The sequence below is a fragment of the Serratia sp. Sp408 genome, from assembly GCF_057180665.1.
The window spans coordinates 265,270-278,777 of record NZ_JBXUFT010000003.1; the positions used below are offsets into that span (position 1 = coordinate 265,270).

The 13,508-nt window shown below is 58.7% G+C and carries 11 protein-coding genes; 5 read left to right on the forward strand and 6 right to left on the reverse strand.

Annotation, left to right across the window (positions count from 1 at the left end; all coding sequences use genetic code 11):
• The first annotated feature begins 4 nt into the window (after nt 1–4).
• The 4 genes from AC2AXP_RS13635 to AC2AXP_RS13650 all read left to right on the forward strand — a co-directional run bounded on the left by AC2AXP_RS13635 (nt 5) and on the right by AC2AXP_RS13650 (nt 5,930).
• The gene (locus tag AC2AXP_RS13635) at nt 5–1,273 is read left to right on the forward strand and encodes an MFS transporter (RefSeq protein WP_039991483.1); all 1,269 of its coding nucleotides are present in this window, start codon (nt 5–7) and stop codon (nt 1,271–1,273) included.
• A 47-nt stretch (nt 1,274–1,320) separates the two neighbouring features.
• The gene (gene ghrB / locus AC2AXP_RS13640; protein ID WP_004957031.1) at nt 1,321–2,298 is read left to right on the forward strand and encodes a glyoxylate/hydroxypyruvate reductase GhrB; all 978 of its coding nucleotides are present in this window, start codon (nt 1,321–1,323) and stop codon (nt 2,296–2,298) included.
• A gap of 183 nt (nt 2,299–2,481) precedes the next feature.
• Nucleotides 2,482–4,542, forward strand: a complete 2,061-nt coding sequence (locus tag AC2AXP_RS13645; RefSeq protein WP_102991046.1) for an alpha-amylase — start codon at nt 2,482–2,484, stop codon at nt 4,540–4,542.
• A 134-nt stretch (nt 4,543–4,676) separates the two neighbouring features.
• On the forward strand, nt 4,677–5,930 hold the full coding sequence (locus AC2AXP_RS13650) for a valine--pyruvate transaminase (RefSeq protein WP_004957025.1): 1,254 nt from the start codon (nt 4,677–4,679) through the stop codon (nt 5,928–5,930).
• 34 nt (nt 5,931–5,964) lie between these two features.
• Here AC2AXP_RS13650 and AC2AXP_RS13655 read toward each other — a convergent pair whose 3' ends face one another.
• The 3 genes from AC2AXP_RS13655 to ibpA all read right to left on the reverse strand — a co-directional run bounded on the left by AC2AXP_RS13655 (nt 5,965) and on the right by ibpA (nt 8,737).
• Nucleotides 5,965–7,623 carry a putative transporter gene (locus tag AC2AXP_RS13655; RefSeq protein ID WP_004957023.1) on the reverse strand — a complete coding sequence of 553 codons (1,659 nt, stop codon included), beginning with the start codon at nt 7,621–7,623 and terminating at the stop codon, nt 5,965–5,967.
• 178 nt (nt 7,624–7,801) lie between these two features.
• Nucleotides 7,802–8,230 (reverse strand): small heat shock chaperone IbpB, encoded by a 429-nt coding sequence (ibpB, locus tag AC2AXP_RS13660; RefSeq protein WP_039991482.1) that lies wholly within the window; start codon nt 8,228–8,230, stop codon nt 7,802–7,804.
• Nucleotides 8,231–8,326: 96 nt separating this feature from the next.
• Nucleotides 8,327–8,737 carry a small heat shock chaperone IbpA gene (gene ibpA / locus AC2AXP_RS13665; protein WP_004957020.1) on the reverse strand — a complete coding sequence of 137 codons (411 nt, stop codon included), beginning with the start codon at nt 8,735–8,737 and terminating at the stop codon, nt 8,327–8,329.
• Between the two features lie 304 nt (nt 8,738–9,041).
• Here ibpA and AC2AXP_RS13670 point away from each other — a divergent pair, with 304 nt between their 5' ends.
• Nucleotides 9,042–9,383 (forward strand): YceK/YidQ family lipoprotein, encoded by a 342-nt coding sequence (locus AC2AXP_RS13670; RefSeq protein ID WP_039991480.1) that lies wholly within the window; start codon nt 9,042–9,044, stop codon nt 9,381–9,383.
• Between the two features lie 90 nt (nt 9,384–9,473).
• On the opposite strand, the gene AC2AXP_RS13675 is transcribed toward AC2AXP_RS13670, so the two are convergent.
• From AC2AXP_RS13675 to AC2AXP_RS13685, 3 genes are all read right to left on the reverse strand, one after another.
• Complete coding sequence (locus tag AC2AXP_RS13675; RefSeq protein ID WP_198773556.1) at nt 9,474–10,769, reverse strand: YidR family protein; 1,296 nt, start codon at nt 10,767–10,769, stop codon at nt 9,474–9,476.
• Nucleotides 10,770–10,814: 45 nt separating this feature from the next.
• Nucleotides 10,815–12,107, reverse strand: coding sequence for an MFS transporter (locus AC2AXP_RS13680; RefSeq protein ID WP_039991478.1), 1,293 nt, complete (start codon nt 12,105–12,107; stop codon nt 10,815–10,817).
• Nucleotides 12,108–12,183: 76 nt separating this feature from the next.
• Nucleotides 12,184–13,500: an MFS transporter gene (locus tag AC2AXP_RS13685; protein ID WP_484381756.1), complete on the reverse strand. Its 1,317-nt coding sequence runs from the start codon at nt 13,498–13,500 to the stop codon at nt 12,184–12,186.
• Nucleotides 13,501–13,508: the final 8 nt, after the last annotated feature.

Sequence of the window (13,508 nt, forward strand, 5' to 3'; positions counted from 1 at the left end):
GAACATGAACAAAGCAACCGTTGCGGCTAAACGCTGGTGGTACATCATGCCCATCGTGTTTATCACCTACAGCCTGGCCTATCTTGACCGCGCCAACTTCAGCTTTGCCTCGGCCGCCGGCATCAATGACGACCTCGGCATCACCAAAGGCATGTCATCGCTGCTGGGCGCGCTGTTTTTCCTGGGGTACTTTTTCTTCCAGATCCCTGGCGCCATTTATGCCGAACGCCGCAGCGTCAAGAAACTGATTTTCTGGTGCCTGATCCTGTGGGGCGGCTGCGCCTCACTGACCGGCGTGGTCAGCAATATCCCGATGCTGGCGGCGATCCGCTTCATTCTGGGCGTGGTGGAAGCGGCGGTAATGCCGGCGATGCTGATCTACATCAGTAACTGGTTTACCAAATCCGAACGCTCACGCGCCAACACCTTCCTGATCCTCGGCAACCCGGTGACGGTACTGTGGATGTCGGTGGTGTCCGGCTATCTGATCCACGCCTTCGGCTGGCGGGAAATGTTCATCATCGAAGGCATACCGGCGGTGCTGTGGGCGTTCTGCTGGTGGGTGCTGGTAAAAGATAAGCCGTCGCAGGTCGGCTGGTTGAACGCCGAAGAGAAACAGGCGCTGCAAGACCAACTGGCGGAAGAGCAAAAGGGCATCAAGGCGGTACGCAACTACGGCGAAGCCTTCCGCTCGCGCAACGTGATCCTGCTGTGCATGCAGTACTTCGCCTGGAGCATCGGCGTGTACGGCTTCGTACTGTGGCTGCCGTCGATTCTGCGCAGCGGCATGCAAATGGGCATGGTCGAAGCCGGCTGGCTGTCTGCGGTGCCTTATCTGGCGGCGACCATTGCGATGATCGTGGTGTCGTGGGCCTCGGATAAAATGCAAAACCGCAAACTGTTCGTCTGGCCGCTGCTGCTGATCGGCGCACTGGCCTTCTTTGGTTCTTATGCGGTGGGCGCCGATCACTTCTGGGTTTCCTACGCGCTGCTGGTGGTTGCCGGTGCGGCAATGTACGCACCTTACGGCCCGTTCTTTGCCATTATTCCTGAGATGCTGCCGAAGAACGTCGCCGGCGGCGCCATGGCGTTGATCAACAGCATGGGGGCACTGGGATCGTTCTTTGGTTCCTGGTTCGTTGGCTATCTGAACGGCGCTACCGGCACCCCGGCGGCATCGTACATGTTCATGGCGATTGCGCTGGTGGCCGCGGTAGTACTGACGCTGGTGGTCAAGCCGGCACGTAACGAAACCCATCCGCAGCTGGCCTGAAGCCGGGTGTGTATACTTAGCGTTTTAAAAACAGCCTGGAGTCAGTAATGAAGCCTTCTATCGTGTTGTACAAGAGCATCCCCGCCGCGCTGCGCGAGCGTCTGGAGCAGCATTTCACCGTGCATGCCTTTGACGGCCTGGGGCCGGAGCATGGCGACGCGCTGAAGCAGGCGCTGCAACAGGCCGAAGGGATCATCGGGGCCAGTGAAACCATTGATGATGCATTCTTGCAACAGGCGCCAAAACTGCGAGCGGCGTCAACGATTTCCGTCGGTTACGACAATTTCGATGTCGATGCGCTCAACGCCCGTAACGTGGTGTTGATGCATACGCCCACCGTACTGACCGAAACGGTAGCCGACACCATCATGACGCTGGTGCTGGCCACCGCCCGTCGGGTGGTCGAGCTGGCCGAACGGGTCAAGGCCGGCAAATGGCAAGGCAGTATCGGCCCGGACTGGTTCGGCGTCGACGTTCACCACAAAACCCTCGGCGTGATCGGCATGGGGCGCATCGGCCTGGCACTGGCGCAGCGCGCCCACTTTGGCTTCGGCATGCCGATCCTCTACAACGCCCGCCGCCCGCATGATGAAGCGGAAAAACGCTTTGGTGCGCGCCACTGCGATCTGGACACCCTGCTGGCGGAGGCGGATTTCGTCTGCATTACGCTGCCGCTGACCGAACAGACGTTCCATCTGATCGGCCGTGACCAGCTGGCAAAAATGAAGAAAAGCGGCATCCTGATCAATGCCGGCCGTGGCCCGGTAGTGGATGAAGCCGCGCTGATTGAAGCGCTGCAAAACGGCACTATCCACGCCGCCGGTCTGGACGTGTTTGAACAGGAACCGTTACCGGTGTCCTCGCCGCTGTTGACACTGTCCAACGTGGTGGCGGTACCGCACATCGGCTCCGCGACGCACGAAACCCGCTACGGCATGGCCGAATGCGCCGTCGACAACCTGATCGCCGCACTGACCGGCACGGTGAAAGAAAACTGCGTAAACCCGCAGGTATTGCAAAAATAAACGTCGCCCGGCGGCCTGCTACGGCAGGCTGCCCGTCCTGCCCTACCTACGCCCACCTTCGGCTATCCCCCTGCGCCCTCCTCCCTTAAATTCCCACGGCGGGATGAGGCGTTTTTCCCCACCCGCGGCACACTGAAGACGACCCGAGTCTGACCACGCTTCCTACCGTGCGTAAGGAGAGCCATGAAACGCCTGATCCTCCCCCTTTTGCTGCTGTCACCTGCGGCCTTCGCCGCCTGGACGCTGCAAAATTTCCCGTCCTTCAGCGAAGCCACCAGCGGCGTCTTCACCAGCCAGGCGACCTTGCAGAAGGGCCAACAGCCGCTGCAACTGTTTCAGGACAGCCAATGCTGGCAGCCGACCGACAGCGTTAAACTCAACCAGACCCTGTCGCTGCAGCCGTGCGCCGCACAACCGCCGGTAAACTGGCGGCGCTTTCGCGACGGCAACTACCAGGTGCGCATTGATACCCGCAGCGGTACGCCGACCCTGCAACTGGGTATCGAAGCGCCGACACCCCCCGCAGCGGCAGTCAGTCGCAGCTGCCAGCGCTGGGACGGCCAGCCGCTGACCGTCGAGGTCGACGGCACCTTCGCCGAAGGTGAAACGGTGCGTGACTTTTATTCCGGCCAAACCGCCACCGTCACCCACGGTAAAGTCAGGTTGCAACCCGCCGCCAACGGCGGTGGCATCATGCTGCTGGAAGCGGCGACCACCGACCGCGCCGCGCCGTTTAGCTGGCACAACGCCACGCTGTACTTCGTGCTGACCGATCGCTTCGCCAATGGCGACCCCGGCAACGATCATAGCTACGGCCGGCGCAGCGACGGCATGCAGGAGATCGGCACCTTCCACGGCGGCGACCTGGCCGGGCTGACGCAAAAACTGGATTATCTGCAACGGCTAGGGGTCAATGCGCTGTGGATCAGTTCACCGCTGGAGCAAATCCACGGTTGGGTCGGCGGCGGCAGCAAAGGGGATTTCCCCCATTACGCCTATCACGGCTACTACACGCTGGACTGGACCCGACTGGACGCCAATATGGGCAGCGAGCAAGATCTGCGCCACCTGGTGGAACAGGCACACCGACGCGGCATTCGCGTGCTGTTCGACGTGGTGGTCAACCACGCCGGCTACGCCACGCTGGCCGATATGCAGCAATTCCACTTCGGCTCGCTCTACCTGCAGGGCGAGCAGATCGAAAAAACCCTCGGCAAACGCTGGGGCGACTGGCAACCGGCTGCCGGACAGAATTGGCACAGCTTCAATGATTACATTAACTTCAGCGACAAAAACGGCTGGGCCAACTGGTGGGGCAAGCACTGGATCCGCACCGATATCGGTGATTACGATGCCCCGGGCTACAGTGACCTGACCATGTCGCTGGCATTCCTTCCGGACATCAAAACCGAAGCACAGGGCGACAGCGGTTTGCCGCTGTTTTACCGCCACAAGCCGGATACCGCGGCCAAATACCTTGCCGGCGCCGGGCCACGTGACTATCTCAGCCACTGGCTCAGTCAATGGGTACGGGACTACGGCATCGACGGTTTCCGGGTCGATACCGCCAAACACGTGGAAAAAGCCACCTTTGATCTGCTGAAACAGCGCGCCAGCGACGCGCTGGCACAGTGGAAAGCCGCCAATCCGCAACAGGCGCTGGATAATGCCCCCTTCTGGATGACCGGCGAATCCTGGGGTCACGGCGTCACCCGCAGCGACTATTACCAGCACGGGTTTGACGCGATGATCAATTTTGACTTTCAGGATCGGGCGGCGCAGGCCCTGGACTGCTTTGCCAAAATTGATGACACCTATCAGCAAATGGCCGACAAGCTGCAAGGCTTCAACGTGCTGAGCTATCTATCGTCCCATGACACGCGCCTGTTCTTCCACAGCGACGCCAAAGGTGACCTGAAACAGCAACAGCGCGCCGCCGATCTGCTGTTGCTGGCGCCGGGGGCGGTGCAAATTTATTATGGCGATGAAAGCGGGCGCCAATTTGGCGCCACCGGTTCCGATCCGTTGCAGGGCACGCGCTCCGACATGAACTGGCCGGCATTATCAACCACCAGCGCACCGCTATTGGCGCACTGGCAACGACTGGGCGAATTCCGCGCCCGCCATCCGGCTATCGGCGCTGGCCGGCAGCAATCACGGCAAACGGCCGCTTATTACAGCTTTAGCCGCCGCCATCAGGACGATCGGGTGATGGTGGTGTGGGCCGGCAACCCCTCAGAGTAATTCAGTGGAATATGCTTAAAAACAGCCGTCGGGCAACGTTTAACCCCGGTGGCTGTTTTATCAGCCGCATTGCGCCGGCAATTGTCTGGCGGTATGGTGGGGGATTACCTGCTAAAAACACTACTGCTGCATTTATGAATTTTTCACTTTTCGGCGACAAATTTACCCGTTACGCGGGCATTACCCGTTTAATGGACGACCTGAACGAAGGCCTGCGCACCCCCGGTGCCATCATGCTCGGCGGCGGTAATCCGGCGCAAATCCCCGAGATGGAGAGCTACTTCAAACAGCTGTGTCAGACGCTGCTCGAGCAGGGCAAGCTGACCGAAGCGCTGTGTAACTACGATGGCCCCCAGGGCAAGGATGCGCTGCTCAAAGCGCTGTCCGGCATGCTGAGCGAGGAGCTTGGCTGGCAGATCGAACCACAGAATATTGCACTGACAAATGGCAGTCAGAGCGCGTTTTTCTACTTGTTCAACCTGTTTGCCGGCCGCTACGCCGACGGCAGCCGCCGCCGGGTGCTGTTCCCGTTGGCGCCGGAATATATCGGCTACGCCGACGCCGGGCTGGATGAAGGGCTGTTCGTGTCGGCAAAACCGAACATCGAACTGCTGCCGGAAGGCCAGTTCAAGTACCACGTGGATTTCGAGCATCTGAAAATCAGCGACGATATCGGCATGATCTGCGTTTCGCGCCCGACCAACCCGACCGGCAACGTCATTACCGATGACGAGCTGATGAAACTCGACGTTCTGGCGCAGCAGCATGACATCCCGCTGGTGATCGACAACGCCTACGGCGTCCCCTTCCCGGGGATTATCTTCAGTGACGCCACGCCGCTGTGGAACCCGAACATCATCCTGTGCATGAGCCTGTCCAAGCTCGGTCTACCGGGTTCGCGCTGCGGTATCGTGATTGCCGACGAGAAGATCATCAGCGCGCTGACCAATATGAACGGCATCATCAGCCTGTCGCCAGGCAGCATCGGCCCGGCGATTGCCACCGAGATGATTGAACGTGGCGATCTGCTGCGCCTGTCGAACGAGGTGATTCGCCCGTTCTATCAGCAGCGGGTGGAGCAGACCATCGGCATTATCCGCCGTTATCTGCCGGAAGAGCGCTGCCTGATCCACAAACCGGAGGGGGCGATATTCCTCTGGCTGTGGTTCAAGGATTTGCCGATCACCACCGAACTGCTGTACCAGCGTCTGAAACAACGCGGCGTGCTGATGGTACCGGGGCACTATTTCTTCCCGGGGCTGGAGCATGACTGGCCGCATACCCACCAATGCATGCGCATGAACTACGTGCCGGATCCCGACAAGATTGAGCGCGGCGTAGCCATTCTGGCGGAAGAGATCGAGCGCGCGCATAACGAAACAAACTAGCCCTATCACGGGCGCGGTAACGCGCCCGTTCGCGCTACAGCGCCCAGAACAGCACCGCCAGCAGCTGCGGCGACATAATACGCAGGAACATCGCCAGCGGGTAGACCGTGGCATAGGACAGCGCAGCGGCGCCACAGGTTGGGTGCAGGTTATTGGCGAACGCCAGCGCCGGCGGATCGGTCATTGAACCGGCCAGCATGCCGGACAGCGTCAGGTAGTTCATCTTGCCCAGCGTGCGAGCCAGCACGCCGACCACCAGCAGCGGGATGGCGGTAATCAGCGCCCCGTAGCCAATCCACGCCATGCCTTCGCCATGTAACAGGGTATCGACAAAATTGCCGCCCGACTTCAGGCCAACCACCGCCAAAAACAGCACGATGCCCAGTTCGCGCAGCGCCAGATTGGCGCTCGGCGGCATAAACCAATACAGTTTGCCGATGCTGCCGATACGTCCGAGGATCAGCGCCGCCACCAGCGGACCGCCGGCCAGCCCCAGGCGCAATGCCGCCGGGAAACCGGGCACGAACAGCGGAATGGATCCAAGCAGCACCCCCAGCCCAATACCGATAAACACCGGCAGCATTTGCACCTGTTGCAGCTTCTGCCTGGCATTGCCGACGATCGCCGCCACCGCCTCAATCGATTCGGGTCGGCCAACCAGGTTAAGGATATCGCCGAATTGCAGCGACACATTGCTGCCGGCCACCAGCTCGACACCGGAACGGTTAAGCCGCGAAATCACCACATCGTAGGTCTGCTTGAGGTTCAAATCGCGAATCTTCTTGCCCAGCACCTGTTCGTTGGTCACCACCGCGCGCACCACCTGCAGCGAAGTGCCGCGCGTGGACAGCGATACGTCTACCTGCTCGCCAATGATCAGCCGGGCATTTTCCAGATGCTCGGGTTTGCCGACCAGATGCAGGAAATCGCCCAGTTCCAGCTTTTCTTGCGCTGCCGGCACCATTAATACATTGCCGCGCTTCAGCCGCGAGCAGATGATATCGTCGCCGTTCAGCAACGGTACCTGCCCAATCGCCATCCCCTGCAAGTTGGGGTTACGCACTGCCACGTTCATGGTTTGCAGCAGATCGCGCCCCTGACCCAGACTGGCGTCGAACGCCTGCGCTTCGCGTTCGATATTGATGCGGAAGAACAGCCGTATCAGCCACATCACCAGCAGAATGCCGCAGATGCCGAACGGATAGGCCATCGCGTAACCCATCCCCATGCGCGCCACCAGCGCCGGATCGGAACCGAGATCGGTCAGGATCTGCTGCCCGGCGCCCAACGCCGGAGTATTGGTCACCGCCCCGGAAAACACCCCAAGGATAATCGGTAGCGGCACGGCGAACAGTTTATGCACCAGCGCCGCCACCAGGCCGCCGACCGCCACCAGCAGAATGGCGAAGCCGTTGAGCCGCAATCCCGAGACGCGCAGCGACGAAAAGAACCCCGGCCCGACCTGAATACCGATGGTGTAAACAAACAGGATCAGGCCAAACTCCTGAATGAAATGCAGCATGTCGCCATTCAGATCCCACTGCCAGCGTTGCGCGAAATGGCCGACGATAATTCCGCCGAACAGCACCCCACCAATGCCCAGCCCCACGCCGTACACCTTCCAGTTGCCTATCCACAGCCCGAGAACGGCCACCAGCGCCAGCATGCTGACGGTTAGGGCGATATCGTTCATAGGTCACTTCCTTGACAAGTTTATGATTCGCTGGCCCAGACGGGCGAATTAAGTCATTAGAACCTGTGTGGATTTTAACACCGGCATCCACGGGGGGACTGTGGGGTGCAGCACAAAACACAACGGGGGAAGCCCGTCTGGACTTCCCCCGTTGATTGGCATGCCGTGTGAGCGCCGGTTATTTGGCTTCAATCCCCGGTGTACTGCCGATGGCGATGCGCTGCGGCTGAAGCGCTTCTGGTACGTCGCGCACCAGATCGATGTGCAGCAGGCCGTTGGTAAATTGCGCTTCGGCAACGTTCAGGTGTTCCGCCAAGGTGAAACTGAGGGTGAACTCTTTGCACACCAGCCCCTGATGCAGATATTCCACCGGTTTTTCCGGCGGGGTCGGCTTACCACGCACCGTCAGGCGCGGGCCTTCGACTTCGATATCCAGTTCGCTTTGTTTGAACCCGGCCAGCGCCAGAGAAATTCGATAATGGTTATCGTCACTTTTCTCGATATTGTATGGCGGAAAACCTTGCGGCTCCTGGCCACCCATCGAGCTAGCTAATTTATCAAAACCAATCCATTGACGAAGCAATGGAGATAAATCGTAATTACGCATAATAGTAACTCCTTCCAAGAAGCGAGAGGTGATATATTGCCCCCTGTCGGCGGGCAACGAGCGGTTACTGGCGCCTATTGCACCAAAAAATAATGTTTACTTAATTTCGATACGCCGTGGCTTTAACGTTTCGGGTATTACGCGCTGCATATCGATATACAGCAGGCCGTTTTCCAGTTTGGCGCCCTTGATTTGAATGTGCTCGGCCAGCTGGAATTTACGTTCAAAGTTACGTTCTGCAATACCCTGATACAGAAAGGTTTTCTCTGCAGTCTCACCCTGATGCGCACCGCGCACTATCAGCATGTTATCGTGTGAGGTTATTTCCAGTTCCTGTTCGGCGAACCCGGCAACCGCAATGGCGATGCGGTAATGGTTTTCCTCTACCAGTTCGACATTATACGGAGGATAGCCATTAGTCTGATTTTGACCGGCTTCCAACGCGTTAAATAAACGGTCAAAACCAATAGCGGAACGGTATAACGGAGAAAGATCGAAATTACGCATGTAACAGCCTCCTAAGGCACTTCAGCGAGGTTGAAAATAGGCCTTCCATCATGGACAGGCAGCGAGACCACAATTCCCTGACGGCGAACTGTTAATTTGGTCTTGTAGATAAAATGGGGTTTGCAATTTTATTTTCAACCGACCAAGATCAAAAAAATGGCCATTGAAGGCGGCGAAAGTTTTTTTATCACATACAATGAACAGTGAGAAAACCGCCACAGAGCGGCGCTTTGCTCGTTTGACGCATCGGTCAGATGTGATAAATCAGCAAATTCAGGGGAACAGCACCCTTCAGGATGGGATGATGAAGATGATGAAAGTAATGGCAGCCAGTTGTCTGCTGTTGGCAACCAGCGGTTGCTCCAGCATTATGAGCCACACCGGCCCCGATCAGGGCTACTACCCCGGCACACGCAGCAGCGTGAACATGCTGAAGGACGACGAAACCGGTTGGGTGATGAAACCGCTGGTGGCGCTGGATTTACCGTTCTCGGCGGTGGTCGATACCGTGTTGCTGCCTTATGACTACCTGCGTGCCGACAGCGATAAAACTGCCGACTCGCCAAGGGAGCGCATTCTGCACGAAGAACAGCAAAGGCTGGCGGCCAGCGGTACCCCAGGCCAATCCGGCAGCGTTACCCATTGATTCCCGCGGGCCATCCGGCCCGCCCGCTTCCCCCCATTGTCACCGCTTCAGCTTTCGCCCGCCCCACTGTCGTAAACCGTCAGCATGGCTTCAACCAGGGTGACGTGCGGTGTCGACCACGAATATCTGGTTGAAGCCGGCCACCTCACGCATAAACGCCACCCGTGTGCCATCGGGGGAAAACACCACCGCGTCGCCGCTGGGCGGCCGTTGGCTACGCTGCGTCAGGCGATGCATGCCGCCGTCGGCGACGTCACATAGCATCACGCTGTTATCGCACACCAACGCAATCTGCCGGCCCTGTGGGTGCCAACTGAATGCCGATTGAATATCATGCTTGCCAACGCTGATCTGCCGCGGTGCGCCGCCGTTGGGTGAAACGCACCATAACTGCACGACGCCAGCGTCGTCTTTCATCAAAAAGGCAATCTGGCTGCCGTCGGGCGAGCTGCGCAGCCAATGGCGCGGCACCGTTGCCAGCCCGGGATAACGCCGATCGCCGGTCTGCGTCAGCCGTCGTTGCCGAACCCCCTGCGGCGGTGCCGGCAGCGTGGTTTCGCTACCTTGCAGCGGTTGCGCACCGGCCCTGGCGTAATCGGCGTCGTTTTCCGGCAGATCGACAATAAACACTTCCGGCAGTTTTGTGCCGTCGGCGGCCAGCGTATCGCCGATGAACGCCAGCGCCCAGCGCTGTTGGCGGCCATCCTCCTTCAGGTAGCCGTTTTGCCCCACCCAGCCCTCTTCATAAGCGCGGTTGATGTCGTCGCTGCCCACGCGCGGCTGCGGCGTGGTCTGGCTGACCAGCACGCAATAGTGGCTGCCGTCATACTCACGCGGATGCTGTTTGGGCGGATTCACGCCGTGCAACGGCAGCGCTACCCCCACGTTGCGCAGATCGAGCGCCGGGTCGAGCTGGTGCATGACATGGTCGTTATAGGTGAAACTGAGGCGACTGCCATCGGGGCTGAAAACGTGCACGTGGCTGCCGCCGCGCAGCGCGCCGGGGGTGTAAGGCGCAGTGATGTCCAACGCGTCGAGCGTGATCGCCAGTTGGCGATCCGGTTCGCTGACGATCACCCCGCGGCGATGGTGAAAATCATAATGCCAATGGCTGTCCGGGTATTCCGGGCCATGAATGAACGCATAACGCGCCGGCGCATCGGGGCTGACGGTAACAACGCCGACGTGTGCGCCGTGCTGGGCGCGGTAAATCACCTGCGTCTCGCCGCTGGTCACGTTCACTCGCTCAATCGTCAAACCGGTGAACGAGGCGCCACTTGGACGAACGTCATACGCCAGCCATTGACTGCACGGCGTCCAGACGTTGATATTGGTTAGCTGATGGCTCCGCTGCTCGAAAGTCAGCTGTGTTTCCCGATGGCTCATGGCGGCTCCCCGCAGATGCTGGCATTGAGCCGCCATCTTACCGGATCAACCGACCCGTTTCACATCGCCCACCAGCAGCAAATAGGAAAGCGCACCGATCAACGCCACCACCGAAATATAAATCAGCGACGGTGCGAAACCGTAATCCTGCGCCAGATAGCCCACCACCAGCGGTACGGTAATGCCGCCCAGCCCACCGACAAAGTTAAACACCCCGCCGGTCAGGCCAATCAGGCGCACCGGCGCCAGCGACGAGACCAGCGACCAGGTGATCGACGCGAAACCGTTGCCAAAGAATGCCAGCGCCATCAACACCATAATCCACAGCGGATCGTTGGTATAATTGGCGCCCATGATGCAGGTCGACAGCAACAGACCGCAGATGATCGGCGTTTTACGCGCAAAGCCGATCGACTTGCCGCTGCGCAACAGGCGATCGGCGACAAAACCGGACAGCAGCACGCCGAAGAACGCCGCCAGGAACGGCACGGTGGTCATAAAGCCGGCGGTCAGCGCCGCAATGTGCTTTTCCTGCGTCAGATAGTTCGGGAACCAGGTCAGGAAGAACCACAGCGTCGAGGTAATGGCGAACTGGCCCAGATACACGCCAAGCAGCTTGCGGTGGAACACCAGCTTCCAGTCGGCGGCGGTCAGGGTTACCCGGGCTTTCTTCTCGCTGGCGACGTCGCCGTCCACCATGCCACCGCCGGCCTGGATGTATTCCAGTTCGGCGCGGTTCACGCCTTTGCTGTTACGCGGCGGCTGATAAACCAGGTGCCACACCAACGCCCAGACGATGCCCACCCCGCCAGTGATGATAAATACCCAGTGCCAGCTCAGCACTTCCTGCACCCAAATCAGCAACGGGGTCAGGAATGCCAGGCCGACAAATTGACCGGAGGTATAAAAGCCCACCGCCGAGGCACGTTCCTGCTCCGGGAACCAGCTGGTCACGATGCGGTTATTGGTCGGGAAGGCCGGTGCCTCGAACAACCCGGTGATGGCGCGCAGGCCAATCAGCGCGCTCAAGCCATTGGCGAAGCCCTGCAACAGCGTGGCGATGGACCAGCCCATGATGGCGATAAAGTAGGTCAGCCGGGAACCGACGCGATCGAGGAACCAGCCGCCGGGGATTTGGCACAGCGTATAGGTCCAGGCAAAAGCGGAAAAGATATAGCCCATTTGCGCCTTGCTGATGCCAAACTCTTCCTGAATATGCGCCGATGCCACCGCCAGGTTGGCGCGGTCGACATAACAAATCACCACGGTGACAAATATCATTAATAACGTCAGGTAACGCCGTTTTGTTTTAGGTGTTGCGGTCAATGTCATTTCCATTATTGTTATTCCGTTATTTTTCGGATTTTAATAACGGCGAAATATCTCTGTAGGGTCGTATTTCGCCGGGTAGGGGTTATCGGTCTGGTAGCACTTTTATTGGTGGTTGTCTGACAGACTGTGGCGTTTGCCGACCTATTTTCAGGCCAATAACGCCGCCAATAATTAACGCCAGTGCGACAATAATCAGCGCGCTGTCATAACTGTGGGTCACGTCTTTTATTCGCCCCATCACCGGTGGAAATACCAATCCGGCAATATTGGCCACCGCATTGATCAGGGCAATCGAGGCGGCACCGGCTACGCCAGCGACGGTTTCGGTAGTCACCGCCCAGAAGATCGGCGTAATCGCCCAGTTAAGGCCGACGGTCAGCACCAGCAGGCCATACGCCAACAGCAGGTTCTGGCTGTAGATTGCCAGCAGCAGCAAGCCGCCGGCGGCTATCAATGGCAAGCCGAGATGCCAGGCGCGCTCTTTGCGCAGATCGGAATGGCGGCCGTTCAGATACATAAAAATGCAGGCAAACAGGAACGGCACCGCAGACAGCACGCCGACCATGAAATTGCTTTGTTCGGCCACCACTCCCTTGACGATCAGCGGCAGGAACAGCGTAATGCCGATGGTGCCGAACGCCTGCAATAGCCATAACAGGCTCAACGCCCATACCCGCCGGCTTTTCAAGGCGGTACGCCAGCCGTGTTGGTGACCGATGGCGGACTGCGCGCTTTCGTCAGCCAGGCGGTTGGCCAGCCAGCAGCGTTGTTCTGCACTCAGCCAGCGCGCCTGTTCCGGCGCATCATCCAGATAGAAGTACACCACGATGCCCAGCGCCACCGCCGGGATGCCTTCCAGCAGGAACAGCCAACGCCAGCCGTCGACGCCAAAGAAACCGTGCAGATTGAGAATCGAACCGGAAATGGGCAGACCAATCACCGACGCCAGCGCCGCGCCGATATAAAACAACGACATGGCGCGTGCCCGGTCGCTGCGCGGGTACCAGCAGGAGAGGTAATAGATAATGCCGGGCGTAAAGCCGGCTTCCGCCACGCCGAGCAGAAAGCGCATCACGTAAAGCTGCGTCGGCGTTTGCACCAGGCTCATGCCGGCGGCAATGATGCCCCAACTGACCATAATCCGCGCGATCCACAGTTTTGCACCGACGCGGGTTAATATCACATTGCTGGGCACTTCAAAAATAATATAGGAAATATAAAATATTCCGGCGGCGATACCGTACATTTCTGCCGTCATCGCCAGATCGGCATTCATCTGTAATGCCGCCACCGATATATTTGAGCGATCGATATAGGCAATTAGATAAAGAATCATAATAAAAGGAATGATTCTGAGGTTCATTTTTTTTATGGTTGAGGAGTACAGATCGTTATTCATCACTTACC

Bases quoted from the DNA above. Each gene is read 5' to 3' on its own strand.
- AC2AXP_RS13635 (WP_039991483.1), top strand. From the start codon at position 5: ATGAACAAAGCAACCGTTGCGGCTAAACGCTGGTGGTACATCATGCCC.
- ghrB (WP_004957031.1), top strand. From the start codon at position 1,321: ATGAAGCCTTCTATCGTGTTGTACAAGAGCATCCCCGCCGCGCTGCGC.
- AC2AXP_RS13645 (WP_102991046.1), top strand. From the start codon at position 2,482: ATGAAACGCCTGATCCTCCCCCTTTTGCTGCTGTCACCTGCGGCCTTC.
- AC2AXP_RS13650 (WP_004957025.1), top strand. From the start codon at position 4,677: ATGAATTTTTCACTTTTCGGCGACAAATTTACCCGTTACGCGGGCATT.
- AC2AXP_RS13655 (WP_004957023.1), bottom strand. From the start codon at position 7,623: ATGAACGATATCGCCCTAACCGTCAGCATGCTGGCGCTGGTGGCCGTT.
- ibpB (WP_039991482.1), bottom strand. From the start codon at position 8,230: ATGCGTAATTACGATTTATCTCCATTGCTTCGTCAATGGATTGGTTTT.
- ibpA (WP_004957020.1), bottom strand. From the start codon at position 8,737: ATGCGTAATTTCGATCTTTCTCCGTTATACCGTTCCGCTATTGGTTTT.
- AC2AXP_RS13670 (WP_039991480.1), top strand. From the start codon at position 9,042: ATGAAGATGATGAAAGTAATGGCAGCCAGTTGTCTGCTGTTGGCAACC.
- AC2AXP_RS13675 (WP_198773556.1), bottom strand. From the start codon at position 10,769: ATGAGCCATCGGGAAACACAGCTGACTTTCGAGCAGCGGAGCCATCAG.
- AC2AXP_RS13680 (WP_039991478.1), bottom strand. From the start codon at position 12,107: ATGGAAATGACATTGACCGCAACACCTAAAACAAAACGGCGTTACCTG.
- AC2AXP_RS13685 (WP_484381756.1), bottom strand. From the start codon at position 13,500: ATGAATAACGATCTGTACTCCTCAACCATAAAAAAAATGAACCTCAGA.